Raw genomic sequence first — 25,357 nt, 5'->3', positions numbered from 1 at the left:
GTATGCCTGCCTTTTTTAGTCTTTTTTTGTCTTTTTGTGCGGGCAGGCTAGCAGGCGCGAATCACTCTGGGAAGCATTTTCAAGGGGTTACGATCAGAAATTAAGGCGCAGTCGCACCGATCCCACAAGCTGACCTTCCTTCTGCGCCTCGAATTCCTTGTCCAGCCAGGTCAGCCCGTAAAAGATCGTGCCGCCCCGCTTGCCCTGCCAGTTGACGCCCGTGCGCACCCGTGTCCGCGCATCCGTCAGCTGGATACCCCGGTCCCGGTTCAACAGCTCGCTGCTGTCCACATAGGCCACGTCGGCCCCGAAAACGAAACTCGCCCCGGGCGCCTCATTGCCCTGCACCGCCACATATCGATGTCCCGTCACCGGGTCGCGCACCAACAGGCCGTCACGCCCGCGCTGGCCGACCGTCAGGTCCAAGCCCACCCGCGCCAGCGTCTCGAACCCCCAACGTCCTTCGACAAAGGGCCGGATCGTCGCGTTGCCACCCAGCGCGAAATCCCGCCCGGCCTCCATCACCAGTTCGGGGTTCACGTCGTTGCTCACCTGGTTGCGGCGCACCCGGCCCGAAATATCCCGGCCACCCAGATAGTCGTGCAGGAACCTCTGGAAATCGTCCAGGCCGGTCTGCGGCCCGGTCACCACCACGTCCACGCCCACGGCATAATCCATGGCGCCACGGGCAAAATGCGTGTGAAGCCCCAGCGACAGCGCGCCACCGAACGGCCGGTCGCCCGGCGCGGGCCGGCTCAGGTTCTGCGGCGACACGATCCGCCCGTTGAAACGCAGTTCCAGCACCTCGCCGAATCCTTGCGGCAGGCGCCCGGTCCAGCCCCGTCCCCAGATCCGGCTGGTCGAAACCGATCCGGTCTGCCAGCGGTCGTGCAGGTCGCCCACGATGTCGTTGGTCGCCAGCCAGCCATAGCCGATGCGCTCGCGCGGGCCTGCATCGGCGGCCTGCCCGGCCAGGAGCACCGCGAAAATGGTCAGAAAATTTGCAAGGAGGCGCGTCATGTCCGTTGTCCCATACTCGTCGCCCCCCCGGGCCTTGACGTGGTACACCGAAAGCGCGGCACAGAGCCATCGCCCGCGTCCCGAATTTCCGCATCGTGGGCTTCGCGCAACATTTCGGCAGCCCGGACCCGCGCCATGAGCCTGGGGGACCGAATGACGGCTGCGCAGGGGCGGAGCGGGCTTTCGCTGCGGCTGCGCCAATAGACCGCTCTTAGGCCGCGTGCAAAATGACTGTTATGAAATGAGTGTTGGACCGTCGCACCATACGCCGACTGCTAAGTTATCCAGACGAAGCTTCACGTGCGCAGGCAGGCGAATTGACGACGCGAACATCTATACTCTTTTGAAGGCCCATGAATGACGCAGCAGCCTGTCTCGGACATCTTCATGTGGCGGAGGCGAAAGGTCTCCCATCAAGATCAGTTCTAAAACCTGCCAGCAGGCCGTTAGGTTTGCACTGTTCTTTTCCGATATGTTGTTTCGCAATAAGAAGTATCTTGTTGAGGTTCCCAGAAGCGAGTCTTCAAGATCATCTTCGACTTTGTGCAAAACATATCCGCGGTAGACGATATCGCGCACTTCGGGAGTGCCTAAGACCCACGTGCAATAGGCCTCGCCCACAGAAACGGGCAGAATCTTAGCATCTTTTGCGATTGGCGCCGCTTCCGAGAGGGCCAGATATTCCTGAAACCATGGCCAAGCTTGGTATTCGGTAAAATCTGTCGTGATCTCATAAGAGGGTTTCATCATCTCAACTGATTTGTCTCCTATGCCAATGTACTTGCATGTAAGGGAAAAAGACAGTCATGCACAATGCAGCATCCTTCAAAGAGCGCTCGAACCCGACTTTCTCCGCAAGGTGCATGAAGGTCTGCAATGCGGGCCTTTGCTGCCGTTCCAGACGGAGGCGAGCGTCAGCCCCTGGGGTGGCGATCCGACGGCAATTCTGAAGCACTTTATGCCTGCCAAATACATCCTCGGAAGGGTCGGTGCGCCCAGCCTCAGCCAAATCGCCAGCCCAAGGGAGGGGCTGACGATGGCCGGGCCGCTTCGCGGCTGTTAACCGGCTGGGGGCTCGAACCCAATGTCTCACAAGGCTCCAACCGGACACACACCCGCTGCTCAGCTACACTGACGAAACCACGCCTTTCCTGCCTCTGAAATGTCGCCGCGTGTCCACACCGGCCCGCATCGCCTTCGTCCTCACCCTCAACCGACAGACCATCGCGGGCGGGTCTCGCCGAGCGTCTGCCGGGTTTCGGGCGTCCACGGCCCCGTCCCCGGCGCACGGTCCGGTTATCCGGCCAAGTCGAAAAAATCGCACCGTCGCGATACCACCCGGATACCGACGCGATACCGACGTGCCGATTTCCCGAATTTTCGCGCGGTTAACCTTCGAGTCGCCGCATCCAGAATTGCAGGGGGTGATCGGTCTCCTCGGACTGGTCGATATCCTTCCAGCGATAGGTCGCCACGGCCCCCTCCACAGGCGCATATCCCCGCTTGCGCCAGAAGCCATCCAGAGGCCGGTAAGTGTCTGGCTTCATTGGATGATCCGGCGGCCTGACGACCCCGCAAAACGCGACATAGTCGCGGCCCAGCGCCCGCGCATGGGCCTCCCGCGCATCAAAGAACGCATGACCCAGCCCGCGGCCGCGGTATTCGGGCAGCAAGACACTCTCGGCGCAATAAAAGATATCTTTCATATCAATATCTTGCTCGGAAAATGCCGCTCCGAAATCCTCGGCATGATCCTCCATCGGCGTGCCCGTCGAGGCCCCGACCAGCCGGTCGCAGTCGAACGCCGCCACCACGATCGCGTCCTCGCTCTGCCGATAGGGCTCCAGATAGGCGCGCTCATAGGCGGCGTCGCCATCGTAAAGGTATGGAAAGTCACGGAAAACCGTGATCCGAAGCTGCGCCACATCGTCCAGCGCCGCCACCAGGTTTTCGCCGGTCAGCCGTTCGACCCGCATCAGGCGTTGACCTGTTTGATCCAGTCCGCGAGGTTGTAATAGGTCACGACCCGGGTGATCTTGTTGTTTTCCAAAGAGAAAAACGACCCGGCAGGCAGCTTGTACGTCTGCCCCTTCGCCTCGGGCAGCCCCGCGTCGGTCTCCAGGTAGGTGCCGTTCACGACGTATTCCGCCGCCCCGCGCGTGCCAGCCTCGGCCTCGAAAATCACCATATTATCAAGATGTTCGCTATAACAGCGGCTCATATGCGCGCAGAATTCGGCAAAGGCGTCCTTGCCCCGGCGCACCTGCCCTTCGTTGACGTGGTGCGCCACGTCCTCGCTCAGGCAGTCCAGCATTGCATCCACGTCGCCGTTGTTGAACGCTTCGAAATAGGCGGAGATCACATTTTTTGCAGTCATTTCATATCCTTGGGATCGCCCCACCGTCGTTTGAGATGCTCCACGATCTGGTCGCGGGTCTGTCGGTAGGCATTCAGTTTCGCCTCTCGTGTTTCGCCCAGCCCGGTCGGGTCGAGGATCGGCCAATAGACCACGTCGAGATGAAAAACCCGTGTGAGATCAAGGGCTTTACGCTGGCTCGCCGGGCTGAGCGCGACCACCAGATCGAACGAGGACAGGTCATCGCCCCACTGCTCCATCTCGTCAAAGCTTCGGGTTCGGTGCCGCGCGAGCTCGACCCCGATCTCGTCGCAGACCGCGATCGAGAACCCGTCGATGTCCATGTCCCCTTTGACCCCGGCCGACTGGACATAAGTATCGGTGCCATATAGCTTTTTCATGATGCCCTCAGCCATGGGCGAGCGCGCGGAATTGTGGTCGCAGCAAAACAAAACGGACTGAGGAAGCTCCTCGACCATCTGCGTCAGCTCCCGAAATGCAGCACGCAGATCAGCGTGAACAGGCGCCGCGCGGTGTCGGTGTCGACCTTCGCCTTGCCGTCCAGCCGCTCCTCCAGCACCCGCGCACCTTCGTTGTGAATGCCCCGGCGCGCCATGTCGATGGTCTCGATCTGGCTTGGCGGCATGTTCTTCACCGCGTCGAAATAGCTTTCGCAGATCGCCCAGTAATCCTTGACGACTTGCCTAAAGGGCGACAGGGAAAGGTGAAATTCCGCCGCCGGCGCATCGTCTTCGGTACGGATATCGAACACGAGCCGCTTCTCGCGGATCGACAGCCCGACACGATAAGGCCCGTCGGGCGCCACCCGGTCATCACGGATCGGCAGGCTGAAAGAGTTCTCCTCGATCAGGTCGAACATGGCCACTTTCCGCTCCTGCTCGATCTCGGGCGTGGGCGGAGGCAGGTTGGCGTCATCCAACTCGATATGACAGATACGGCTCATGGGTCATCTCTTCGGCAGTCTCGGTCCTGCCTACCCCACCAGGTGTAAGCGGGCAATGCAGCCAAGCGTCGGTACAAGGTGTTTTTGCGACGCTGTGACATGCGCGGCAGGCCGAAAGGCCTGACAGGCGGGATGCCTAGCCCTGGTTCAGCTTGTCCAACCGAGCGCGTACCGACAGCCCGTGCGCCTCCAGGCTTTCAGACCGTGCCAGCGTTTCCGCCGCGGGTCCGATTGCCCTGAGCGACCCCGGCGTCATCCGCGCCATCGTCGTTTTCTTCATGAAGTCCAAGACGTTAAGACCGCTGGAAAAGCGGGCGGAGCGGGCCGTGGGAAGCACGTGATTTGGCCCGCCGACGTAATCTCCGATAGCTTCCGGCGTCCATGCTCCAAGGAAAATCGCACCTGCATGGGTGATCTTCGCCGCCAACGCCTCGGGCTCGGCCACGCACAATTCCAGGTGCTCGGGCGCGATTCTGTTGGCCAGTCTTGCACCGTCTTCCATGTCGTCCACCACGATCACCGCGCCGAAATCACGCCAGCTTGCCCCGGCAATGGCCCGGCGTTCCAGCGTTTCCAGGCGTGCCTTGATCGCCGTCTCCACAGCGTCCGCAAAGACGGAATCGTCGGTGATCAACAGCGCCTGAGCGCTCTCGTCGTGTTCCGCCTGGCTCAGCATGTCGAGCGCGATCCAGTCCGGCTCGTTGTCGCGATCCGCGATCACCAGGATCTCGGACGGCCCTGCGATCATGTCGATCCCGACCTTGCCGAAAACCCGCCGCTTGGCCGCAGCGACATAGGCGTTGCCCGGCCCGGTGATCTTGTCGACCGGCGCGATGCTCTCGGTTCCATAGGCAAGCGCGGCCACGGCCTGCGCGCCGCCCACCCGGTAAATCTCGTCGACTCCTGCGATCTGCGCTGCTGCCAGAACCGCCGGATTGGCCACACCGTCGGGCGTGGGCACCACGATCGCCAGCCTTTCCACGCCGGCCACCTTGGCCGGTATCGCGTTCATCAATACCGAAGACGGATATGACGCCAGGCCGCCGGGCACGTACAGTCCAGCCGCGCTGACCGCCGACCAGCGCCAGCCGAGTGTCGCACCGCATTCGTCCTGCCACGAGGCGTCTTCGGGCAGTTGGCGCTCGTGATAGGTCCGGATGCGCGCGGCGGCCAGCTCCAGCGCCTCTCGCTCTTCATGGGGGACCCGGGTCACCAATGCCTCGATCTCATCGCGTGAAAAGCGCAACGTGGCCGGGGTCAGGGCCAGGCGGTCGAATTTTGCCGTCAGTTCGATCAGTGCCGCGTCACCGCGTGTGCGGACATCGGCGATGATACCAGCGACGGTCTCATCCACGTCGGGACTGTCCTCGCGCTTGGCGCTCAGAAGCGCCGTGAAGCGGCGTTCGAAATCGTCGTCTTTCGTCGTCAGTCGCACGGGCATGGGCATTCTCCTGTCGCGGCGCAGACTTAGACCGGGCGCGCCGGTCGCTCAAGGGCCTTTGCCGCGTTCATGCCGGACGGATCAGCGCGCCAGGCTGCCGGTGTAATCGACCAGGATACGCAAGCCCGAGGGGCTCGTATCCGCGATCAGACGCCGGGTGAACGCCACGGCCCCCGCGCAGAAAAGCTCCGGATCGACCTTCTGCGAAGACAGGTAAGCCTCGACCTCCGGGCGCATCGTCCCGTCCTCCTCGCGCCATTCACGCAGAAAGTTGTACCAGTCGTCGGCCGAGGGCGGCCGGAATTCTTCGGGAGCATCGCGCCCCGCGGCCATGGCCGTCACCAGCGCCGCCAGCCATCTGCCATGCAATTGCCTGTCGACCTGGCCAAGTCCTGCTCGATCGAGATAGGTCAGTCCCCCTTTTGCGACCCGGCCGCACAGCTCGGGCGAGCCGGAAAGATCCTTCAGCAGCGCCAGTTGAGCCCGCTGGATTTCCAACAGCGGCCCCCGCCCGGCAAGACTGAGATATTGCGCGTTCTCGCCCCTCAAGTCAGCCACGAACGCATCGCTTTCCGCCATGAGCGCTGGCCCCAGGTCATGACGAGCCACATCAGTATCAAGCGCGATCTCCTCGATCTCTTCGACATGTTCGGCATAGGCTTTCGGGAACCGTGTCTCGATCGCGTCATAGAGACCGGGAAAAGACCGCTTCCGGACGTCTTGCATCAACTTTCCGTCTTGGACGAGGTCGCGGTGCGCGGCTTCGCCAACGGTCAGGGACTGCATGATGAAATAGATCAGGACGACCCCAAGCGGCACGGCGACCATGACGAAACGCGCGATGTTCATTCCACCCGCTCCGCCCCGTGCCCGGGCAGGCTCATGCGCCGTGATCGGGCGCTTTGCGCGACGGCGCGCGATAGGGTCGGGTCACATCCCGCAAACTCACTTCCAGCGCTTCGATCCTTGCCCTGACCGCGCCGTCGCCCGCCAGCGTCAGGGTGATGTATCCGGATACATCGTCCGCGGCATCAGGCTCGAAACCGATACTCAGGACGGACAGGATCGTGCCCGTGTCGCCACGGTCGATCCCCTGGCTTGCGACCCCCAGAACATTGTCTATCACCAGCACCGAGCGCACGCGTTCGGCCCCGTGCCGTTGGCGCCCCTCGTCTTCCCAGCGGAAGCGGTTGACCAAGAACGCAAGACGTCGTTCCTGCGGACGCCAGGCCATGTCGGTGATCGTGAACACCGCATCCTGCACAAGGCTGGACAACACTTCCAAGTCCTCGGCGTCGAACGCCCCAAGGTTCAGGGGCGCCTCTCGCCCGTCTTCGAACTTGGCATCTTCCGTCATTCGCCTTGAACCCGTTCGATCCGAGCGCCCACGTTGCTCAGTTTTTCTTCGACTCGCTCGTAGCCGCGGTCAAGGTGATAGACTCGATTGACCAGGGTTTCGCCTTCGGCGGCCAGCCCGGCCAGGATAAGTGAAACGCTCGCGCGAAGGTCGGTCGCCATGACCGGCGCCCCCTTCAGGCGTTCGACACCTGTCACGGTCGCGGTCCCGCCATGCACGTCGATCCGGGCGCCCATCCGCATCAGCTCGGGCGCGTGCATGAAGCGGTTCTCGAAAATTCTCTCTTCCAGGATGCTGGTACCCACGGCCGTGCACATCAGCGCCATCATCTGGGCTTGCAGATCGGTTGGAAAGCCCGGGAAAGGCTCTGTGATCACATCGACCGCGCGAACCCTGCCGTTCTTGCGCGTGACCTTCAGGCCTGCTTCGGTTTCTTCCACCGATACCCCAGCGGCATCCAGCTTTTCGCAGAATGCCTCGAGGAGGTCGATGCGACCGCCCAGGCACTCGACCTCGCCGCCGCAGATGGCAGGGGCAAGCATGAAGGTGCCCAGCTCGATCCGGTCCGTGACAACAGGGTGCGTCGCGCCGTGCAGGCGATCGACGCCCTGGATCGTGATTTCGCTGGTGCCTTCGCCCTCGATCTCGGCGCCCATCTTGCGCAGGCAATGCGCCAGATCCACGATTTCGGGCTCGCGCGCCGCGCCGCGCAGCACCGTCGTGCCCTTGGCCAGCGTCGCGGCCATCAGCGCGTTCTCGGTGGCACCCACCGACACCAGAGGAAAGTCCACGACGCCGCCTTTCAGCCCGCCGGGCGCCTTGGCGTGCACATACCCTTCCTTCAGTTCTAGCTCGGCGCCCATCGCCTCCAGCGCCTTGAGATGCAGGTCGACAGGCCGAGCCCCGATGGCGCAGCCCCCGGGAAGAGAGACTACCGCGTGTCCGTCGCGGGCCAGCATCGGTCCGAGCACCAGGATCGAGGCACGCATCTTGCGCACGATGTCGTAGTCGGCCACGTGATTGTCGAGGCGGTGGCTCGACATCGCCAGCACCTGCCCGTCCTGCAACGTGGTCACCTCCGCCCCGAGCGACTGCAACAACGCGGTCATCGTCTTGATATCCGACAGGCGTGGCGCGTTAGTCAGCGTTAGGGGCTCATCGCTCAGCAAGGTCGCCGGCATCAGCGTGAGGCAGGCGTTCTTGGCCCCGGCAATGGGGATTTGCCCCTGCAGCGGGCCATTGCCCGTCACGAGTATCGAATCCATGTCGTCTTATCCGCCCTTGTTCTTGTTCTGGCCTGCCTCCGACCCCTCCTGCCCCGATGCCTTTCCGCGCGCCTGGGCCTTGCGACGGGCCAGGTTCGCCTTCAGCGCCGCCTTCAGCCGATCTTCGCGGCTTGGCTTGGGTTTGGCGCCTGATTTGGGCGGGGGGTTCGTGCTCATGCCGCCTGTCTACAGCAGTCGCCAAAAAGCGTCCAGATTACGCTTGCACGAATACTCGGAACGGTCTAATCACCCCGCCACGAACCGGCGCTGCTGTAGCTCAGTGGTAGAGCGCACCCTTGGTAAGGGTGAGGTCGGGAGTTCAATCCTCCCCAGCAGCACCAGATTTCGTCTCCCCAAAACGCTATCCCATGGAAGCCCGCGCTTATACTAAGCGATGCCATGCTTCACGAAACTCAGGCTTTTCGTAATTCTTTGCTTCCAGCCAGTAGGCACGGCCTTTCCCCTTATCTTGAGTAGATAAATCCTTCACTTCTTCAAGCGAAAGAACAAAACACGTCGGGTCATCGTCGTTCGCGCCCAAAGTGATAACCCACCACCGAGACCGAAGACGGCTTAGATCCGTCCCCAACGGGACAGCGGCCCGCCTTGACAACGCTTTGGACTGAATTGGAATCACAGCTTCTTCATCATCCAACGGCGCTGCATAGAGGTCAGCACCTCTCGCATTTCGCACTGTCGGCATTACATTCCATCCACGTCGGGTCAGTTCCCAAGCAATGTGGAAAAGCCCGGCGTTGCCGGTCATTTGGTTTCGCATCGCGGGCTCCTGCCAACTCCGGGAAATAGTAATTCAACGCCTGACAGGAAAGCAACGCCTGTTGGTTGCTCATGCGCGCATAGGAATGGTCCGCGTCTTCAGCCAACTTGTTGCCACATAACGCCGCCCCCGGCAATTTGACGCTTAGCAGTCCCGAAACCACCCTTTCACCCGGCAATCGCCCACTCTATAAGAGCCCACGGTTTCCGTCGGTCGAGTCGGGGACCAAATCACTATTCAAACCACGGGACGCACGACCTCATGTCCATCTTCGACAAAATTCCCGGCCTGTTCACGGCCGACATGGCGATCGACCTCGGCACAGCCAACACGCTGGTCTACGTCAAGGGGCGGGGCGTCATCCTGTCGGAGCCATCCGTGGTGGCCTACCACGTCAAGGACGGCGTCAAGAAGGTGTTGGCCGTGGGCGAGGACGCCAAGCTGATGCTGGGCCGGACCCCTGGCAGCATCGAAGCGATCCGCCCCATGCGCGAAGGCGTCATCGCCGATTTCGATACCGCCGAGGCGATGATCAAGCATTTCATCCGCAAGGTGCACAAACGCTCGACCTTCTCGAAGCCGAAGATCATTGTCTGTGTCCCCCACGGCGCCACGCCGGTGGAGAAACGCGCCATCCGTCAATCCGTGTTGAGCGCCGGCGCGCGCCGCGCGGGTCTGGTGGCCGAGCCCATCGCGGCGGCCATCGGCGCGGGTATGCCGATCACCGATCCCACCGGCAACATGGTCGTGGATATCGGCGGCGGCACCACCGAGGTTGCCGTCCTTTCGCTGGGTGACATCGTCTATGCCCGCTCGATCCGCGTCGGGGGCGACCGAATGGACGAGGCGATCATCAACTATCTGCGCCGCCAGCAGAACCTGCTGGTGGGCGAATCCACCGCCGAGCGCATCAAGACCTCGATCGGAACCGCACGTATGCCCGATGACGGACGCGGCAGCTCGATGCAGATCCGGGGACGCGACCTTCTGAACGGGGTGCCCAAGGAAACCGAGATCAGCCAGGCCCAGGTGGCCGAGGCGCTGGCGGAACCCGTGCAGCAGATCTGCGAGGCGGTGATGACCGCGCTTGAGGCCACCCCGCCGGACCTTGCCGCCGATATCGTCGACCGCGGCGTCATGCTGACCGGCGGCGGCGCGCTGCTGGGCGACCTGGACCTGGCCTTGCGCGAACAGACCGGACTGGCCGTCTCCATCGCCGACGACAGCCTCAACTGCGTGGCGCTCGGCACCGGCAAGGCGCTGGAATTCGAAAAACAGCTGCGCCACGCAATCGACTACGACAGCTAGGCCGCTCTGCAAAAGGATGGATGATGCCGCGTTTCATGATCCTGTCCCTTGTGCTGACGCTTCTGGCTTCTGCCGGGCACGCGGGGTCCGCCCTGCCGCGCACGGGCGAGTGCGTTCACAGGGAAAACGCCAGCGGCGTGATCCTGCGGACACTGATCAAATGGGCTGATGCCAGCGCCGAGGTCACGACCACCTATGGCGAGACCGTTCCGGGAAAGGTCGTCGGTCTGCGCCCGCATGATGAAAATTTCAAGCTGTCCATCTTCTATGAGGACCCGATCTCGGGGCCCGCAGAGATGACGATTTTCGGAGTCACAATCGACGGCATAACGACGCATCGCCGCTCGGTCGTGGTGTATGGGACCCTGCAAGACGGTACACGGGTCGTCAACTACGTGAACGGATTCGAAGACATCACCTGCACTGTGCTAGAATAAGCCGATCCTGGAAGCGAAGGGACAAGTTTGGCAAAGGACCGCAATCAAGGCAGCGAATACACTGCCCCCCTGAAGCGCCTGCTTCTGGGGCTTCTGGTGTTGTGCCTGATAGGCCTGTTCCTGTTGTGGCGCATCGACAGCCCCCGTGTCGAACGCTTCCGCGCCCAGGTGATCGACCGGGTCGTGCCCAGCTTCGACTGGGCGATGGCGCCGGTCACCGGAGCCGTCAACATCCTGCGCGATTTCCAGAGCTACCAGCGCATCTACCAGCAGAACCAGGAACTGCGCCGCGAGTTGCAGCAGATGAAAGCCTGGAAAGAGGCCGCGCTGCAACTGGAGCAAGAGAACGCCCGCCTGCTTGACCTCAACAATGTTCAGCTTGACCCGCGCCTGACATTTGTCACCGGCGTGGTGCTCGCCGACAGCGGCTCGCCGTTCCGGCAGTCGGTGCTGATCAACGTGGGTGGTCGCGACGGCATCGTCGACGGCTGGGCCGCGATGGACGGGCTGGGCCTGGTGGGACGCATTTCCGGCGTCGGCGACAATACCGCAAGGGTGATCCTGCTGACCGATACGTCCAGCCGCATACCGGTGACGATTCAGCCCTCCGGCCAGCAGGCGCTTTTGATCGGCGACAACACCGCGTCGCCGCCCATCGACTTTATCGAGGATGCCGATAAGGTGCGCCCCGGCGACCGGGTGCTGACCTCAGGCGACGGCGAGGTGTTTCCGGCAGGTTTGCTGGTTGGCCAGGTGGCCGAAGATCCGGGCGGTCGAGTGCGGGTCCGTTTGGCGGCCGATTACGAGCGGCTCGAATTCCTGCGCGTGCTGCGCAACTACGGGCACGAGCGCGTTCTGGACCCCGGCAGCCTGATCCAGCCGTCCGTTCCGATCGTGCAGGGCGCCGACCCCGATCCCGAGCCGCAACTGCCTGCCGAAGCGCAGACCAGCGAGGCGATCGATGGGTGACAATGCCGCGTTGCAACTATGGACGATGCGCCTGCTGTACCTTGGGCTGGGGCTCTTCATCATGTTCTTCAGCCTTCTGCCCATGCAGACGCTGCCCCGCGGCTGGGCCGGCCCTGACCTGATCGTTGCGCTGACCTTCGCATGGATATTGCGGCGTCCGGAATACGTGCCGCCGCTGCTGGTGGCCGGCGTGATCCTTCTGGGGGACCTGATGTTCCACCGTCCTCCCGGCCTTTGGGCCGCGCTGGTGCTGATTGCCGCCGAAGCCCTGCGCGCGCGCCATATCGGCCTGCGCGATCTGACCTTTGCGGTGGAATGGGTTTCGGTCGCCACGACGCTGGTGATCATGACGCTGGCCTACCGCACCATCCTTGCGGTTCTGCTGGTCGACCAAGCGCCGCTTGGCCTCAGCTTCATCCAACTGGTCATGACGATGATTTGTTATCCTCTTGTCGTGCTGGTCTCGCAATCGGTGTTCGGAGTGCGTAAACTGGCACCCGGCGATATCGATGCACTCGGAGGCCGGACATGAAACGCCCCACCCGCGACAACACCGAGAGCCAGAAGAAGATCACCCGCCGCGGCCTCGTGCTGGGTGGCGGCATGGCCGGGGTCGTGGGCTTGCTGGGTTTGCGGATGCGCTACCTTCAGGTCGATCAGGCCGACCAGTTCCGGCTCTTGGCCGATGAGAACAGGATCAACATCCACCTGATCCCCCCATCGCGCGGCCGTATCTTTGATCGCAGCGGCAGGGTCATCGCCGAGAATATTCCCTCCTACCGGATCAACCTCATCCGAGAGCAGGCCGGCGATGTCGAAGACGTGATCGCCAGGCTGTCCAAACTGGTGCGGCTGAACCCCGAGGAGCTGGAGAAGGCGCGCGAGGACCTGGCGAAGCTGCGCGGTGACACGCCGGTGACCGTGGCCGACCGCGTAAGCTGGGAAGATATCAGCCGTGTCGCGGTGAACGCACCGGCCCTGCCCGGCGTCACCCCCGAGGTGGGCCTGTCGCGGCATTACCCGATGGGCGCGGATTACTCGCACGTCGTGGGCTATGTGGGGCCGGTCAGCGACCGGGACCTGGAACGCATCGACGCGCCCGACGCGCTGCTTCTGATTCCACGCTTCCAGATCGGCAAGATCGGCCTGGAACGCCGACGCGAGGATTCTCTGCGCGGCAAGGCCGGCACCAAGCGTGTCGAGGTCAACGCCGCCGGCCGCGTCATGCGCGAGCTTGATCGGGTCGAGGGCGAGGCCGGCGCGGACATCCAGTTGACGATCGACAACGCGCTTCAATCCTACGTGACCGCCCGGCTGGAGGGTGAAAGTGCCGCCGCCGTCGTGATGGATTGCGAAACCGGCGACCTGATGGCCTGCGCGTCGACCCCCGGCTACGACCCCAACCTTTTCGTGCGCGGTATCTCGCAGGCGGATTATTCCTCGCTGCTGGAGAACAAGTACCGCCCTCTGCCCAACAAGACCGTACAGGGCGTCTACCCGCCCGGCTCAACCTTCAAGATGATCACGGCGCTGGCCGCGCTCGAGGATGGGCAGGTCGATCCGAACGAGACGGTCTATTGCCCCGGCTTCCTCAAGGTCTCGAACCGTCGCTTCCACTGCTGGAAGCGGGCCGGACACGGCAACGTCGACCTGCACCGCTCGCTGCGCGAAAGCTGCGACGTCTACTATTACGACCTCGCCCTGCGTGTCGGCATCGACAAGATGGCCGAGATGGCGCGCAAGCTGGGACTCGGCGTGGAACACGATCTGCCGATGACGTCCGTGGCGAAAGGCCTGATCCCGAACAAGCTGTGGAAGGCCACGACACGCGGCGAGGACTGGCGGATCGGCGACACCGCCAACGCCGCCATTGGCCAAGGGTATGTGCTCAGTTCTCCTTTGCAACTGGCCGTCATGACCGCGCGCCTCGCCACCGGGCGGTCTGTCTCGCCGCGCCTCGTGCGTTCGGTCGATGGCGTCGAGGAACCGCCCAAGCCCAGCGAATCCCTTGGATTGAACGAAAATAACCTGCGCGAGGTGCGCCGCGCGATGTATGCCGTGTCCAACAACCGGCGCGGCACAGCCTATGGCAGCCGCATCATCGAAGACGCCTTCCGAATGGCCGGCAAGACCGGCACCAGCCAGGTCCGCAACATCACCGCGGCAGAACGCGCCCGCGGCGTCTTTCGCAACGAAGACTTGCCGTGGGAGCGCCGCGACCACGCGCTCTACGTCAACTTCGCGCCTTACGAAGCGCCCAGGGTGGCGGTTGCCGTGATCGTGGAGCATGGCGGCGGCGGCTCCTCGGTCGCGGCACCGATCGCACGCGACATCACGCTTCAGGCGCTCTATGGCGAAGACCCCCCTCTCGAGGCTTATCCCTCGAAGGATCGCGGCCGTATCCAGACACAGCAGGAACAGCTGCGTTCGCGACTCGATCGCCATGGCGGCGAAGACAACGACCGGGCATGAGGGCTGCGCCGTGAGCTATCTGGAATATACCGTCAAGCACACGCCTTCCGGTGTCCGAAAGGTGCTCTACCTCAACTGGCCGCTGGCGCTCTTGCTGACGGCCGTTGCCGCAATCGGCATCCTGATGCTCTATTCGGTGGCCGGCGGATCGTTCAATCCCTGGGCCGAGCCGCAGGCGAAACGCTATGCGCTCGGCTTCGCGGTGATGTTCGTCGTGGCGATGGTTCCGATCTGGTTCTGGCGCAACATGTCCGTGCTGGCCTACGCGATATCGGTTCTCCTGCTCGTCGGAGTGGAGCTTGTGGGCGTCGAGGGCAAGGGCGCGCAACGCTGGATCGACCTGGGATTCATGCGCCTGCAACCATCGGAACTGATGAAGGTCACGCTGGTGATGCTGCTCGCCGCATATTACGACTGGCTGCCGATAAAAAAGACCTCGCGCCCGCTCTGGGTGTTGCTGCCGGTCATACTGATCCTCATACCCGTTGCGCTGGTGCTGCGTCAGCCCGACCTTGGCACCTCGATCCTGCTCATCACCGGCGGGGGGCTGATCATGTTTCTCGCGGGCGTACACTGGGCCTATTTCGCGGTTGTCCTCACCGCGATCGGCGGGCTTGTGACGGCGGTCTTCAACAGCCGCGGCACCGACTGGCAATTGCTGGCCGACTACCAGTACCGCCGTATCGACACGTTCCTCGACCCGGCCTCGGATCCACTAGGCGCGGGCTATCACATCACCCAGTCCAAGATCGCGCTCGGATCCGGCGGTTGGACGGGGCGCGGGTTCATGCAAGGCACGCAATCGCGCCTGAACTTCCTGCCCGAAAAGCACACCGACTTCATCTTCACAACGCTGGCCGAAGAATTCGGCTTTGTCGGCGCGGTGTCCTTGCTTGCGCTTTATGCGCTGATCATCGTCTTCTGCGTCGCGTCCGCACTGGCGAACCGCGATCGGTTCTCGTCACTCCTGACGCTTGGCGTCGCGGTGACGTTCTTTCTGTTCTTCGCGGTCAACATGTCGATGGTCATGGGACTGGCTCCCGTGGTCGGCGTACCGCTTCCCCTGGTCAGCTACGGTGGCTCGGCCATGCTCATCCTGATGCTGGGCTTCGGCTTGGTGCAGAGTGCCCACATCCACAGACCCCGGTAGGTTTCATGTCTCTAAACATTCTCTTCGCCGCCCGGCCCGAACGCTGGGCGGAATACGAAACACCCCTGCGCACAGCGTTCGAAGCGGCGGGTCTCAAGGACTATAACCTGTCGATGGAAATCCCCCCGGAGCAGGTGGACTACATCGTTTACGCGCCGAATTCCAGGCTACGGGACTTTACGCCCTACACGCGCACCAAGGGTGTTTTGAACCTGTGGGCCGGGGTCGAAGAAATCACCGGCAACGAGACCCTGACGCAGCCGCTGACCCGTATGGTCGACGACGGGCTGGAACGGGGCATGGTCGAATGGGTCACCGGACAAACGCTGAGGCATCACCTTGGCATGGACGAACACATACTTGGGCAGGATGGCACCTGGCGCAACGAGACGCCGCCCCTCGCCAAGGACCGCCCCGTCACCATCCTCGGCCTCGGGGCGCTGGGGCGCGCATGCGCAGAAACGCTCGCGCATCTGGGCTTTCCGGTCACCGGCTGGTCACGTAGCCAGAAGGAAATCCCGGGCATCACTTGCCTCTCAGGGGACGACGGCTTCGCTCGGGCGCTGGAGACCGCACAGATCGTCGTGCTGCTGGTGCCCTATACCCCGCAAACCGAGAACCTCATCGACGCCGCTGCTTTGTCCAGCATGCCAGCCGGCGGATTTCTCATCAACCCCGGCCGCGGGTCTTTGATCGACGACGACGCGCTAATTGCTGCTCTCGACTCCGGGCATATCGCCCATGCCACGCTGGACGTCTTCCGCACCGAGCCGTTGCCGCCCGAGCACCTTTACTGGGCCCATCCCCGCGTCACGGTCACGCCTCATATCGCGTCTGAAACCCGCGCTGACACCGCCGCAGAGGTGATTGCCGAGAATATCCGCCGCGGCGAAGCGGGCGAGCCACTCTTGCACCTCGTCGACCGCAACCTCGGCTATTGAGAACCGGCCTTACGCAATCACGAGACGGGGGTAAGAAGCGCCTCGGAATTTTCTGAAAATTCCGTGCCGTTTTCTTTGAAAGAATACGCGCCCGATTATTTCAGTTTCGGCGGTTTTTCCGGGTCGGTCCCAGGCGCCGGACGGACGGTCTCTTCGGGCTTTGGCAGATCGAAACGCAATCCGACCAAGGCCATACGCGCCGCCGCCGGGTCGGTGCTGCGAAAGAACCCCACGTCCAGAAGCGCCGCCTCGAGCCCGGAAAGCGCCAGAACGTCCGACACGGCGCGCGCGATGGCGGCATCGGCCCCCGGCACCGCATCCACGACGCCCAGCAAATGTCCGGTGGTGCCGTTCTCGTAGGTCACGCCAACCAGATAAGCCAGCTCCGCCAACCCACCCGCCGCGGCCAGTCGGGCATCCAGCGCCGTGACCAGTTCTTCTGGCAGACCCTTCGGGGGATGAAACGACTGCGGTTGCGCCTCCACCTCTTCCGGCCCCTCGGCCAGTGTCTCGGCCAACCAGACCATCGCCGCATTCGGCAACAGGGCCGCCTGTGGACCTGCCTCCAGGTTCAGCCCCAGCCCCAGCCCCGCCTCGGCCAGCATCTCGGCCACGGCCCGGCCGGAAAGGGCGACGTAATGCGCCTCGTTACCGGCAAACCCGGACAGGCGCTCCTCGGTGTCGAAGGCCAGTACGAAGGTCTGCCCTTCCACCTCGAAAGCCTGCGGCACGACATCGTCCTCCTGCGCCTCCGCTTCCAGCAGCAGGAACAGCTCTGCCGCGGCCAGCGTCTGGTAATACCGCAGGCGCGCGGCCTCGTCGCCGGCCTCCATCGCCGCATGGGCCCGGTCCAAATGTGTCGTCTCAGTCATCCAGTGCACGCCTCACTTCAGTCCGCAGGGCCGGCAGCACATCTGCTTCGAACCACGGGTGTTTCTTCAGCCAGCCGGTATTGCGCCACGATGGGTGCGGCAAGGGGAAAACCCCGGGCGCATGATCCCGCCAGTTGCGCACCGTTTCTGTCACCGATCCCTTCGCACCCAGATGATAGCGATGCGAATAGCCGCCCACGATCACCCGAAGCCGCACGTCGCCCAGTGCCGCCATGACCCGGTCATGCCATGTCCGACCGCAGATCGCGGGCGGTGGCAGGTCCGACCCCTTGGCATCATATCCCGGGAAACAGAACGCCATCGGTATAATCGCAACGCGATTCTTGTCATAGAATTCCTCCGACGACATGCCCAACCAGTCGCGCAACCTGTCACCAGACGGGTCGTCGAAGGGCCTGCCGGACTTGTGCACCCTTAGGCCCGGCGCCTGTCCCGCGATCAGGATGCGCGCACCGGGCCGGAACCAGACCACCGGGCGGGGTTCGTGCGCGGTATGTGTCGCGGCAAAGCGCTCGGCGCAGATACGGCAGGCCCGGATTTCCTCCGGCAGTCCATCAGGCAAGCGTGACCCCCGCGTCGCGCATGTCCTTCAGCGCCAGTTCGAAGGAGCCGTCGAGGTCGATTCCGCGGCAGAGATCGCGCAGCACCGTCACCGGATAGCCCAACCTTGCGGCATCCACGGCCGAGTAATTCACACAAAAATCCGTCGCCAGACCCACCATCACAAGCTCGGTGATCCCCCGGCTGCGCAGATAGCCATGCAATCCGGTGGGCGTTTCGTGGTCATTCTCGTAGAACGCAGAGTAACTGTCGACCGCCGGGTTGAAGCCCTTTCGCACGATCATGTCAGCGTGGTCGGTCGCAAGGTCAGGGTAAAATTCAGCGCCGCGCGTGCCCTGGACGCAATGGTCCGGCCAAAGCACCTGGGGCCCATAGGGCATGCCGATCATGTCGAACGGCGCCTTGCCTTCGTGGCTCGAGGCGAATGACGAATGCCCTGCGGGGTGCCAATCCTGGGTCAGCACAACGGCGGAGGCATCTTGCATGATCGTGTTGATCCCCGCCACGATGCGGTCTCCTCCCTCGACGGCCAGTGCCCCGCCGGGACAGAAATCGTTTTGCATGTCGATCACGATCAGGCCTTTGGGCATGAGTCTCTCCTGTTGGTGGCTGTCGGCGGTTCGCGCGGACCCTGAAGCAGTCACGCGCGCAGGTCAATGTCACCCCGATGTCTGTGCGAAAATGCAGAGAAATCCTGCGAGAGTTACTGTTTCCTTAATTCGCCAACCGATTATGTATGCGAGCAAAGGAGACATGACATGACCAAGACACTGAATTTCGCAACGATCAGCGGGTCGCTTCGCCAAGGCAGTCACAGCACATCCGTGGCCGAGACGCTGCAAGAGCTGGTGCCCGAGGGCGTGACCGTCACCCGGCACGACATTGCCGATATCCCGCTTTACAACGAGGATATCAAGGATGGCGACACCTCTCCGCAGGCGGTCCGCGACCTGGCCGAGAAACTGGCCGCCGCGGACGCCATCATCGTGGTGTCGCCGGAATACAACCGCGGCACCTCGGGCGTTCTGAAGAACACCATCGACTGGATGTCGAAGGAACCCAACGCGCCCTTCTCGGGCAAGCCCTCGCTGATCATCACGCAGTCGCCCGGGGCCACGGCGGGCCTTACCGCGCATTACGACCTGCGCCAGGTACTATCGGTCATCAATGCGAACGTTCAGGCCGGGTTCGAGATCGCCATCGGCGGCTCGGCAGGCAAGATCGAGAACGGCAAACTCGCTCACGAAGACACGCGCGACTTCATCGCCAAGCAGCTGAAGCGCCTGACCGAGACCGCCAAGGGCTGACCGCGCAGAGCTTGCCGAACGCCACCGAAGGGCGTAGATCGCGGCGCATGTATACCATCGCCGCGCTCTACCATTTCACCCGGTTCGACGACCCTGCCGCCATACAGGGTCCACTGCTCGCGTTGTGCGAGGCCGAGAAGATTTCCGGCTCTCTCCTGCTGGCTCAGGAAGGCATCAACGGCACCATCGCGGGGCCGCGCGCCGGGATCGATGCGGTGCTCGCCCACATCCAAGGCCTGCCCGGCTGTGCCGATCTGGAGTGGAAGGAAAGCACAGCCGCGTCCCAGCCGTTCCGTCGCCTCAAGGTGCGCCTCAAGAAAGAGATCGTCACGATGGGTCAGCCCGACGTGGATCCGGTCGCACGGGTCGGGCACTACGTCGACCCCGCAGAGTGGAACGACCTGATCCAGTCGCCCGACGTCGCCGTCATCGACACTCGTAACGATTACGAGGTGGCCATCGGCACGTTCCAAGGCGCCATCGACCCCAAGACCGACAGCTTCCGCGACTTCCCCGCATGGTGGGAGGAAAACAAGCACCGTTTTCACAACAAGCGCATCGCGATGTTCTGCACCGGAGGCATCCGCTGCGAGAAGTCCACCAACTACCTGTTGGGCCAGGGGGTCGATGATGTCTATCACCTCAAGGGCGGTATTCTGAAATACCTTGAAGAGGTTCCCCCTGAAGACAGCACCTGGAACGGCGAGTGTTTTGTCTTCGATGGCCGCGTGTCGGTGGGTCATGGCCTCGAGGAAGGCCCGCATTTGCTCTGCCATGCCTGCCGCCGGCCGATCCTGCCCGAAGACACGCAGCGCGCCGAATACGAACAAGGTGTCGCCTGCCACCTCTGCACGCATGAAACCACCGAGGCCGACAAGAACCGCTTTCGCGAACGCCAGAAACAGATGGCTCTGGCCGAAGCCCGCGGCACCACCCACATCAAGATCGTCCACGAGGACGAGATTTGACCGGCCCTGCCCGCTCGGACAGGCTCGGCGCAGCATAGAAGAGCGACCTCCATGACGGACACTTCGACCCCTACCGACATTGCGCGTGACGTGCTGACGATTGAACGCGATGCGCTCGACCTGATGCGCGACACCCTGCCCGAGACATTCGACACCGTGGTCGACCGCCTGCTAAAGGTGCCGGGCCGGGTCATCGTCTCTGGCATGGGCAAGTCCGGCCACGTCGCGGCGAAGATCGCAGCGACCTTCGCCTCCACCGGCACGCCGGCGCAATATGTCCACCCAGGCGAGGCCAGCCACGGCGACCTCGGAATGGTCACCGGGCAGGACGCCGTGATCCTGATCTCGAACTCCGGCGAGACCCGCGAACTGGCCGATATCACCGCCCATTGCGCACGCTACTCGATTCCGCTCGTGGCAATCACCAAGAAACCCGGCAGCGCCTTGGCGCGACAGGCCGACCACGTCCTGACACTGCCCGACGCGCCAGAGGCCTGCGGCATCGGCATGGCGCCCACCACCTCGACCACCTGCACCATGGCGATGGGCGACGCGCTGGCTGTCGCGATGATGAAACTGCGTGGCTTCGAGCGTGAGAACTTCCTCGCCTTCCATCCCGGCGGCACATTGGGTGCACAGCTATTGAAGGTCTCGGCAGTGATGCACACGGGCGACGAACTGCCCCTGGTGACCGAAGACACTCCCATGGGCGAAACTCTGGTGGAAATGACCCGCAAGAGCTTTGGCGTCGCCGCCGTCGTCTCGGGGGATCAGCTTGTCGGCATCGTTACCGATGGGGACCTGCGCCGCAACATGGACGGGCTGATGACACACACAGCAGGCGAAGTCGCCACGAAATCGCCTCTTGTCACCGCGCCGGATACGCTCCTGGTCGAGGCGCTCGGGGTGATGAACTCCAACAAGCGCACCGTGCTGCTCGTGACCGATTCCAATAATCGCCTTGTCGGCCTCGTCCACATTCACGACGCCCTGCGCGCCGGCGTCGCCTGAGAAAATTCGTACGAATTTTCTCAGGCGGGATTATTCGCAGAATAGTCTGGGACGATCCCTCAGGAGCGTGCCACGGCGTCAAGCGCCGCGCGCAGAAGATCCCATTGATCGCTCAGAGGATAATGATGGTTGCCGATGAACAGCCCGTTGGCATCGATGTCGTCCGCGTTTTTCAACGAGCCATGTATCACGTGATCCATATGCTTCGTGACAACCTCGTTCTTGGCGAAATTCCCCGCCACGACGGGCCGACATTCCACACCTTGCCGCACCAGAGACGCAATCAGCTCGGCGCGTGAGAACCCGGCATCGGGCTGCACGACCATCGAAAAGCCGAACCAGCTCGATTGGCCGATTTCCTGCTGGGTACGGATCTGCGGATAGCCTTGCATCAGGCCACGGAAAGCCTCGGCATTCTTGCGCCGTTCTTCCACAATCATCGGCAGCTTCGCGATCTGTTCCTGCCCGATCGCCCCGCTCATCTCCAACGGGCGCAGGTTGTAACCCGGCAGCACGAACTTGAAACTTTCCTCGAACGGATCGTCGCTCTTCTTGCCGGTCACATGGTTGAATTTCGGCAAATGCCGAGTCCAGCCGTGGCTTCGGACCGACAGCATGATGTGATAGAGTTCCTCGTCATCGGTCACCACCAACCCGCCTTCCATTGTGGCGATGTGGTGCGAAAAGAACGACGAATAGCTGCCCGCGATTCCGAATGTGCCCGCCTGCCGCCCTTGGAACGTGGCACCGAGGCTTTCGCAATTGTCCTCCATGATCACGATGTCGCGCCCGGCGACAAGGGCCTCGATCCGGGTGAAATCGTTGGGGTTGCCTAGCAGGTTCACCACCATGACCGCCTTCGTCTCCGGCCCGATAGCCGCCTCCAGCGCCTCAAGATCGTAGTTGAGCGTATCCGCGTCGATATCCACGAACTTGAGCCGCAGACCGTACTGGTGCAGCGGATAAAACGTCGTCGACCAACTGACCGCGGGCACGATCACCTCCGCCCCGGCAGGAAGGTCGATCTTCGAATGGTACCTCAGCGCCGCCACCATCAGCAGGTTCGCCGAAGAGCCCGAATTCACCATCACGGCATGGGCCGATCCCATCGCCGCCGCGAACTGCTCCTCGAAGGCCTTCACCTCCGGCCCCATCGAAAACATGCCGGACTTCACCACCCGGTCGATGGCCGCGTGTTCTTTCTCGTCCCAGCTGGTCGTCGCCAACGGGAACCCCTTTGCCTCGCTCATGCTGCCCCCCGTTCCAACAGGTCCTGGAAATGCGCGTAGGTCTGCGCGATCCCTTCGGCCAGCGAGGTTCGTGCCTCCCAGCCAAAATTCTTTTGCGCGCTTACGTCCAGGAGCTTTTGCTTCATGCCGGTGGGGCGCGACAGGTCATGCACGAATTCACCCTCCCAGCCGATCACGCGGGCGGCCTCGGCGTAATACTCGTTGATCGAGTAGTCATAGCCCAACCCGATGTTCATCCGCGCCGGCAGCGCGTCAAACCGTTCCGCCGCCGCCCAGACGCCATCCGCCAGATCGCCGGAGAACATGAACTCGCGTCGCGCGGTCCCGTCGCCCCAGATCTCCACCGTCTCGGCGTCGTTTTCCTTCGCCTCGTGCACCTTGCGGATGATCGCCGGCACCAGGTGGGACACCTTAGGGTCGAACTTGTCATGCAGCCCGTACAAGTTGCACGGGATCAAGGTCTTGTAAGCCAGGTCCTCGCGTTCCCGGCTGACAAAAGCACATAGCCGCGCCACCGCCACCTTGGCCAGCCCATAGCCTTCGTTGGTCGGCTCCAGCTCGCCCTTTCCCAGGCTGTCCTCGTGCAGAGGGTTCAGCGCATCATGCGGATACATGCAGCTTGAGCCGAGGTTCAGCAGGACCGGCACGCCGGCGTCGCGCGCGGCCATGACGATATTGAATCCCATGTCCATGTTCTCGGTCAGAAATGCCGCCGGGTTGGCCATGTTGGCCTGGATCCCGCCGACACGGCCCGCCGCGTGGATGAGGATGTCAGGCGCGGTTTCGGCCACGAATTCCATCACGGCAGTGCGATCCGTCAGGTCCAGTTCGGTACTGGTCGGCGCGACAATCCGGTGCGCCGCCGCGCCCGGATGATCCTGGATGGCGCGACCAACCATGCCGCGCCCGCCGGTCAGCAATACCCTCATCCCTGCTCCTGCGCCCGCTTCTGCGCCGCCGCTTCCTCGAAATCCGACAGCGCCATTTCCTCCACCAGTGTCTCGAACGGCGTCTCCGGGGTCCAGCCAAGCTGTTGCCGTGCCTTACTGGCGTCTCCCAGCAAGGTCTCCACCTCGGCGGGGCGGAAATAGGCCGGATCGACCCGCACGATCACGCGGCCGCTCTCGTCGCGGCCCACCTCGTCGACACCCTCGCCCTCGAAGGTCACGCTCATACCCAGCACGTTGGCCGCGCACTTGATGAATTCGCGCACCGAGTATTGCTGGCCCGTGGCGATGACGTAATCCTCGGGTTTGTCCTGCTGCAACATCAGGTGCATCATCTTGACGTAGTCGCGCGCATGGCCCCAGTCGCGCAGTGCGTCCATGTTCCCGAGGCGCAGCTCCTCTTGCGTACCCAGCTTGATCCGCGCCAGCGCCCGCGTGATCTTGCGGGTTACGAAAGTCTCTCCGCGAATAGGACTCTCGTGGTTGAAGAGGATGCCGTTACAGGCATAGATTTCATAGGCCTCGCGGTAGTTCACCGTAATCCAGTAGGCGTATAGCTTGGCCACGGCATAGGGGCTGCGCGGATGGAAAGGCGTCGTCTCGCGCTGCGGCGTTTCCTGCACCAGCCCGTAGAGTTCGGATGTCGACGCCTGATAGAATCGCGTCTTGTCGCCCAGTCCCAGGAACCGGATCGCCTCCAACAGTCGCAACGCGCCCATGGCATCGGAATTGGCGGTATATTCCGGTTCTTCAAAGCTGACCCCGACGTGGCTTTGCGCCGCGAGGTTATATACCTCGTCGGGACGCACAGCCTGAAGAATGCGCGTCAGCGAGGAACTGTCGGTCATGTCGCCGTGATGCAGCTGGAACTGTTCCTTCCGGCCAGGCTCGCCTTCGAACAGATGGTCGATCCGGTCGGTGTTGAACAGCGACGTGCGTCGCTTGATGCCATGCACCTCGTAGCCTTCTGCCAGAAGATGCTCCGAAAGATAGGCACCGTCCTGCCCTGTCACGCCGGTAACCAGTGCTTTCTTCATGCGTCTCGTCCTCGCGGTCTCGTCCGTCGTCATCCGATAAAGCCTCATGCGGCAAATGAACAGGCCCTACGCCACCGGCGGGGCCCGGAATTTGCGCAAGTTCCGGGATAGAAAATGCGCATTTTCTATCCCATCTTCCGCGCGGAAAATGCCCCGCTCAGATGCATCGCCCGCCATCGACCTCCATGCAGACGCCAGTGATCATGCTCGCCTCGTCGCTGCAAAGAAAGGCCGCGGCGTTGCCCATGTCCTCGGGTGTCGAAAATCGGCCCAGCGGAATCGTGCTCAGGAACCTTTCCCGCATCTCGGGCGTGTCCTCGCCCATGAAGGACTTCAGGAGCGGCGTCTCCCCGGCCACCGGGTTCAGCGCGTTCACCCGAATTCCTTCGGGTGCCAGTTCCACCGCCAGCGCCTTCGTCGCCGTGATCATCCATCCCTTCGAGGCATTGTACCAGTTCAGTTTCGGCCGCGGGCTGACGCCGGCCGTCGAGGCGACGTTCAGAAATACGCCCGAGCCGCGTGCCTTCATCCCCGGCACGAAAGCTTGCGCAGCAAGGTAGACCGACTTGCAGTTGACCGCGAAGACCCGGTCGAATTCGTCTTCCGGAACCTCCTCGGCGGGCTGCGGCAGGTGTGTGATTCCGGCATTGTTCACAACGATATCCGGGAGGCCGTACGTCATCTCGGTGGCCAGCGTCAGCGCCTTCATGCTGGCCGCGTCCGACACGTCCACCGGGCAGGCCGCCGCGCCCAGTTCCTCGGCCAGCGCCATGGCGCCGGGACCGTTGAGGTCGGCGATCATCACCCGGGCCCCTTCGGCCACGAATTTGCGCACGATCCCCGCGCCAAATCCGCTGGCCCCGCCGGTCACCACCGCCGTCTTTCCTTGCAATCGCATCTCGGTCCTCCCTTGCCGCCTGTCTTC

The 25,357-nt window shown here is 62.9% G+C and carries 29 protein-coding genes and 1 tRNA gene; 11 read left to right on the top strand and 19 right to left on the bottom strand.

Going from position 1 to position 25,357, the window contains the following annotated elements; translation table 11 throughout:
• Window positions 1–93: 93 nt before the first annotated feature.
• From FIU89_RS02780 to FIU89_RS22170, 11 genes are all read right to left on the bottom strand, one after another.
• The gene (locus FIU89_RS02780) at window positions 94–1,020 is read right to left on the bottom strand and encodes a lipid A-modifier LpxR family protein (protein ID WP_152491200.1); all 927 of its coding nucleotides are present in this window, start codon (window positions 1,018–1,020) and stop codon (window positions 94–96) included.
• 333 nt (window positions 1,021–1,353) lie between these two features.
• Window positions 1,354–1,770 (bottom strand): hypothetical protein, encoded by a 417-nt coding sequence (locus FIU89_RS02775; RefSeq protein ID WP_152491199.1) that lies wholly within the window; start codon window positions 1,768–1,770, stop codon window positions 1,354–1,356.
• Between the two features lie 638 nt (window positions 1,771–2,408).
• Window positions 2,409–2,996, bottom strand: coding sequence for a GNAT family N-acetyltransferase (locus tag FIU89_RS02770; RefSeq protein WP_172978006.1), 588 nt, complete (start codon window positions 2,994–2,996; stop codon window positions 2,409–2,411).
• Complete coding sequence (locus FIU89_RS02765; protein ID WP_152491197.1) at window positions 2,996–3,397, bottom strand: ketosteroid isomerase-related protein; 402 nt, start codon at window positions 3,395–3,397, stop codon at window positions 2,996–2,998. The genes FIU89_RS02770 and FIU89_RS02765 overlap by 1 nt, the downstream gene beginning before the upstream one ends.
• Complete coding sequence (locus FIU89_RS02760) at window positions 3,394–3,855, bottom strand: low molecular weight phosphatase family protein (RefSeq protein WP_152491196.1); 462 nt, start codon at window positions 3,853–3,855, stop codon at window positions 3,394–3,396. Before FIU89_RS02760 ends, FIU89_RS02765 begins: the two co-directional genes overlap by 4 nt.
• A gap of 5 nt (window positions 3,856–3,860) precedes the next feature.
• Entirely contained in the window at window positions 3,861–4,340 is a 480-nt protein-coding gene (locus FIU89_RS02755; RefSeq protein ID WP_152491195.1) for a UPF0262 family protein, read from the bottom strand.
• Between the two features lie 136 nt (window positions 4,341–4,476).
• Window positions 4,477–5,781: a histidinol dehydrogenase gene (gene hisD, locus FIU89_RS02750; protein WP_152491194.1), complete on the bottom strand. Its 1,305-nt coding sequence runs from the start codon at window positions 5,779–5,781 to the stop codon at window positions 4,477–4,479.
• Window positions 5,782–5,862: 81 nt separating this feature from the next.
• Window positions 5,863–6,630 carry a hypothetical protein gene (locus FIU89_RS02745; RefSeq protein ID WP_152491193.1) on the bottom strand — a complete coding sequence of 256 codons (768 nt, stop codon included), beginning with the start codon at window positions 6,628–6,630 and terminating at the stop codon, window positions 5,863–5,865.
• A gap of 31 nt (window positions 6,631–6,661) precedes the next feature.
• Window positions 6,662–7,138: a DUF2948 family protein gene (locus tag FIU89_RS02740; protein ID WP_152491192.1), complete on the bottom strand. Its 477-nt coding sequence runs from the start codon at window positions 7,136–7,138 to the stop codon at window positions 6,662–6,664.
• A complete protein-coding gene (gene murA / locus FIU89_RS02735) occupies window positions 7,135–8,403 on the bottom strand; it encodes a UDP-N-acetylglucosamine 1-carboxyvinyltransferase (RefSeq protein WP_152491191.1) in 1,269 nt (422 codons plus the stop codon). Before murA ends, FIU89_RS02740 begins: the two co-directional genes overlap by 4 nt.
• A gap of 6 nt (window positions 8,404–8,409) precedes the next feature.
• Window positions 8,410–8,580 carry a hypothetical protein gene (locus FIU89_RS22170; RefSeq protein ID WP_172978005.1) on the bottom strand — a complete coding sequence of 57 codons (171 nt, stop codon included), beginning with the start codon at window positions 8,578–8,580 and terminating at the stop codon, window positions 8,410–8,412.
• An 89-nt stretch (window positions 8,581–8,669) separates the two neighbouring features.
• On the opposite strand from FIU89_RS22170, the gene FIU89_RS02730 reads away from it, so the two are divergent.
• A tRNA-Thr gene (locus FIU89_RS02730) sits at window positions 8,670–8,744 on the top strand.
• A 41-nt stretch (window positions 8,745–8,785) separates the two neighbouring features.
• On the opposite strand, the gene FIU89_RS02725 is transcribed toward FIU89_RS02730, so the two are convergent.
• Complete coding sequence (locus FIU89_RS02725) at window positions 8,786–9,169, bottom strand: hypothetical protein (RefSeq protein WP_216647047.1); 384 nt, start codon at window positions 9,167–9,169, stop codon at window positions 8,786–8,788.
• Between the two features lie 273 nt (window positions 9,170–9,442).
• Here FIU89_RS02725 and FIU89_RS02720 point away from each other — a divergent pair, with 273 nt between their 5' ends.
• From FIU89_RS02720 to FIU89_RS02690, 7 genes are read left to right on the top strand one after another with little or no spacing between them, the layout of a single operon-like run.
• Complete coding sequence (locus FIU89_RS02720; protein WP_057792035.1) at window positions 9,443–10,489, top strand: rod shape-determining protein; 1,047 nt, start codon at window positions 9,443–9,445, stop codon at window positions 10,487–10,489.
• 35 nt (window positions 10,490–10,524) lie between these two features.
• Window positions 10,525–10,926 (top strand): hypothetical protein, encoded by a 402-nt coding sequence (locus tag FIU89_RS02715; RefSeq protein ID WP_152496544.1) that lies wholly within the window; start codon window positions 10,525–10,527, stop codon window positions 10,924–10,926.
• A 27-nt stretch (window positions 10,927–10,953) separates the two neighbouring features.
• Window positions 10,954–11,895, top strand: a complete 942-nt coding sequence (gene mreC, locus FIU89_RS02710; protein WP_152491189.1) for a rod shape-determining protein MreC — start codon at window positions 10,954–10,956, stop codon at window positions 11,893–11,895.
• Window positions 11,888–12,427, top strand: a complete 540-nt coding sequence (locus FIU89_RS02705; RefSeq protein ID WP_152491188.1) for a rod shape-determining protein MreD — start codon at window positions 11,888–11,890, stop codon at window positions 12,425–12,427. The genes mreC and FIU89_RS02705 overlap by 8 nt, the downstream gene beginning before the upstream one ends.
• Window positions 12,424–14,367 (top strand): penicillin-binding protein 2, encoded by a 1,944-nt coding sequence (gene mrdA, locus FIU89_RS02700; protein WP_152491187.1) that lies wholly within the window; start codon window positions 12,424–12,426, stop codon window positions 14,365–14,367. Before FIU89_RS02705 ends, mrdA begins: the two co-directional genes overlap by 4 nt.
• A gap of 10 nt (window positions 14,368–14,377) precedes the next feature.
• On the top strand, window positions 14,378–15,517 hold the full coding sequence (gene rodA, locus FIU89_RS02695) for a rod shape-determining protein RodA (protein WP_152494378.1): 1,140 nt from the start codon (window positions 14,378–14,380) through the stop codon (window positions 15,515–15,517).
• Between the two features lie 5 nt (window positions 15,518–15,522).
• Window positions 15,523–16,458: a glyoxylate/hydroxypyruvate reductase A gene (locus tag FIU89_RS02690; RefSeq protein WP_152491186.1), complete on the top strand. Its 936-nt coding sequence runs from the start codon at window positions 15,523–15,525 to the stop codon at window positions 16,456–16,458.
• Window positions 16,459–16,553: 95 nt separating this feature from the next.
• Here FIU89_RS02690 and FIU89_RS02685 read toward each other — a convergent pair whose 3' ends face one another.
• The 3 genes from FIU89_RS02685 to pncA are packed head-to-tail and all read right to left on the bottom strand — an operon-like array spanning window position 16,554 to window position 18,502.
• A complete protein-coding gene (locus FIU89_RS02685; protein WP_152491185.1) occupies window positions 16,554–17,330 on the bottom strand; it encodes an SseB family protein in 777 nt (258 codons plus the stop codon).
• The gene (locus FIU89_RS02680) at window positions 17,323–17,913 is read right to left on the bottom strand and encodes a uracil-DNA glycosylase family protein (RefSeq protein WP_152491184.1); all 591 of its coding nucleotides are present in this window, start codon (window positions 17,911–17,913) and stop codon (window positions 17,323–17,325) included. The genes FIU89_RS02685 and FIU89_RS02680 overlap by 8 nt, the downstream gene beginning before the upstream one ends.
• Window positions 17,906–18,502 carry a bifunctional nicotinamidase/pyrazinamidase gene (pncA, locus tag FIU89_RS02675; RefSeq protein ID WP_152491183.1) on the bottom strand — a complete coding sequence of 199 codons (597 nt, stop codon included), beginning with the start codon at window positions 18,500–18,502 and terminating at the stop codon, window positions 17,906–17,908. Before pncA ends, FIU89_RS02680 begins: the two co-directional genes overlap by 8 nt.
• 168 nt (window positions 18,503–18,670) lie before the next feature.
• On the opposite strand from pncA, the gene FIU89_RS02670 reads away from it, so the two are divergent.
• From FIU89_RS02670 to FIU89_RS02660, 3 genes are read left to right on the top strand one after another with little or no spacing between them, the layout of a single operon-like run.
• Window positions 18,671–19,219 carry an NADPH-dependent FMN reductase gene (locus FIU89_RS02670; RefSeq protein WP_172978003.1) on the top strand — a complete coding sequence of 183 codons (549 nt, stop codon included), beginning with the start codon at window positions 18,671–18,673 and terminating at the stop codon, window positions 19,217–19,219.
• 47 nt (window positions 19,220–19,266) lie between these two features.
• Window positions 19,267–20,187, top strand: coding sequence for a rhodanese-related sulfurtransferase (locus tag FIU89_RS02665; protein WP_152491181.1), 921 nt, complete (start codon window positions 19,267–19,269; stop codon window positions 20,185–20,187).
• 51 nt (window positions 20,188–20,238) lie between these two features.
• Entirely contained in the window at window positions 20,239–21,198 is a 960-nt protein-coding gene (locus FIU89_RS02660; protein ID WP_152491180.1) for an SIS domain-containing protein, read from the top strand.
• 59 nt (window positions 21,199–21,257) lie between these two features.
• Here FIU89_RS02660 and FIU89_RS02655 read toward each other — a convergent pair whose 3' ends face one another.
• From FIU89_RS02655 to FIU89_RS02640, 4 genes are all read right to left on the bottom strand, one after another.
• Entirely contained in the window at window positions 21,258–22,448 is a 1,191-nt protein-coding gene (locus FIU89_RS02655; RefSeq protein WP_152491179.1) for a DegT/DnrJ/EryC1/StrS aminotransferase family protein, read from the bottom strand.
• Complete coding sequence (locus tag FIU89_RS02650; protein WP_152491178.1) at window positions 22,445–23,377, bottom strand: GDP-L-fucose synthase; 933 nt, start codon at window positions 23,375–23,377, stop codon at window positions 22,445–22,447. Before FIU89_RS02650 ends, FIU89_RS02655 begins: the two co-directional genes overlap by 4 nt.
• Complete coding sequence (gene gmd / locus FIU89_RS02645) at window positions 23,374–24,432, bottom strand: GDP-mannose 4,6-dehydratase (RefSeq protein WP_152491177.1); 1,059 nt, start codon at window positions 24,430–24,432, stop codon at window positions 23,374–23,376. The genes FIU89_RS02650 and gmd overlap by 4 nt, the downstream gene beginning before the upstream one ends.
• Before the next feature lie 157 nt (window positions 24,433–24,589).
• The gene (locus FIU89_RS02640; protein ID WP_152491176.1) at window positions 24,590–25,330 is read right to left on the bottom strand and encodes an SDR family oxidoreductase; all 741 of its coding nucleotides are present in this window, start codon (window positions 25,328–25,330) and stop codon (window positions 24,590–24,592) included.
• Window positions 25,331–25,357: the final 27 nt, after the last annotated feature.

The organism is Roseovarius sp. THAF27, assembly GCF_009363655.1.
GTDB lineage: Bacteria > Pseudomonadota > Alphaproteobacteria > Rhodobacterales > Rhodobacteraceae > Roseovarius.
This window is presented reverse-complemented; position numbering and strand designations above follow the sequence as displayed.

Coding starts and splice junctions, on each gene's coding strand:
- FIU89_RS02665 (WP_152491181.1), top strand. CDS start 19,267: ATGTATACCATCGCCGCGCTCTACCATTTCACCCGGTTCGACGACCCT.
- gmd (WP_152491177.1), bottom strand. CDS start 24,432: ATGAAGAAAGCACTGGTTACCGGCGTGACAGGGCAGGACGGTGCCTAT.
- FIU89_RS02770 (WP_172978006.1), bottom strand. CDS start 2,996: ATGCGGGTCGAACGGCTGACCGGCGAAAACCTGGTGGCGGCGCTGGAC.
- FIU89_RS02755 (WP_152491195.1), bottom strand. CDS start 4,340: ATGAGCCGTATCTGTCATATCGAGTTGGATGACGCCAACCTGCCTCCG.
- FIU89_RS02670 (WP_172978003.1), top strand. CDS start 18,671: ATGACCAAGACACTGAATTTCGCAACGATCAGCGGGTCGCTTCGCCAA.
- FIU89_RS02705 (WP_152491188.1), top strand. CDS start 11,888: ATGGGTGACAATGCCGCGTTGCAACTATGGACGATGCGCCTGCTGTAC.
- FIU89_RS02760 (WP_152491196.1), bottom strand. CDS start 3,855: ATGGTCGAGGAGCTTCCTCAGTCCGTTTTGTTTTGCTGCGACCACAAT.
- FIU89_RS02655 (WP_152491179.1), bottom strand. CDS start 22,448: ATGAGCGAGGCAAAGGGGTTCCCGTTGGCGACGACCAGCTGGGACGAG.
- FIU89_RS02685 (WP_152491185.1), bottom strand. CDS start 17,330: ATGACTGAGACGACACATTTGGACCGGGCCCATGCGGCGATGGAGGCC.
- murA (WP_152491191.1), bottom strand. CDS start 8,403: ATGGATTCGATACTCGTGACGGGCAATGGCCCGCTGCAGGGGCAAATC.
- FIU89_RS02690 (WP_152491186.1), top strand. CDS start 15,523: ATGTCTCTAAACATTCTCTTCGCCGCCCGGCCCGAACGCTGGGCGGAA.
- hisD (WP_152491194.1), bottom strand. CDS start 5,781: ATGCCCGTGCGACTGACGACGAAAGACGACGATTTCGAACGCCGCTTC.
- FIU89_RS02740 (WP_152491192.1), bottom strand. CDS start 7,138: ATGACGGAAGATGCCAAGTTCGAAGACGGGCGAGAGGCGCCCCTGAAC.
- FIU89_RS22170 (WP_172978005.1), bottom strand. CDS start 8,580: ATGAGCACGAACCCCCCGCCCAAATCAGGCGCCAAACCCAAGCCAAGC.
- FIU89_RS02780 (WP_152491200.1), bottom strand. CDS start 1,020: ATGACGCGCCTCCTTGCAAATTTTCTGACCATTTTCGCGGTGCTCCTG.
- FIU89_RS02725 (WP_216647047.1), bottom strand. CDS start 9,169: ATGACCGGCAACGCCGGGCTTTTCCACATTGCTTGGGAACTGACCCGA.
- FIU89_RS02660 (WP_152491180.1), top strand. CDS start 20,239: ATGACGGACACTTCGACCCCTACCGACATTGCGCGTGACGTGCTGACG.
- FIU89_RS02745 (WP_152491193.1), bottom strand. CDS start 6,630: ATGAACATCGCGCGTTTCGTCATGGTCGCCGTGCCGCTTGGGGTCGTC.
- FIU89_RS02640 (WP_152491176.1), bottom strand. CDS start 25,330: ATGCGATTGCAAGGAAAGACGGCGGTGGTGACCGGCGGGGCCAGCGGA.
- FIU89_RS02775 (WP_152491199.1), bottom strand. CDS start 1,770: ATGATGAAACCCTCTTATGAGATCACGACAGATTTTACCGAATACCAA.
- FIU89_RS02650 (WP_152491178.1), bottom strand. CDS start 23,377: ATGAGGGTATTGCTGACCGGCGGGCGCGGCATGGTTGGTCGCGCCATC.
- FIU89_RS02765 (WP_152491197.1), bottom strand. CDS start 3,397: ATGACTGCAAAAAATGTGATCTCCGCCTATTTCGAAGCGTTCAACAAC.
- FIU89_RS02715 (WP_152496544.1), top strand. CDS start 10,525: ATGATCCTGTCCCTTGTGCTGACGCTTCTGGCTTCTGCCGGGCACGCG.
- FIU89_RS02720 (WP_057792035.1), top strand. CDS start 9,443: ATGTCCATCTTCGACAAAATTCCCGGCCTGTTCACGGCCGACATGGCG.
- pncA (WP_152491183.1), bottom strand. CDS start 18,502: ATGCCCAAAGGCCTGATCGTGATCGACATGCAAAACGATTTCTGTCCC.
- mrdA (WP_152491187.1), top strand. CDS start 12,424: ATGAAACGCCCCACCCGCGACAACACCGAGAGCCAGAAGAAGATCACC.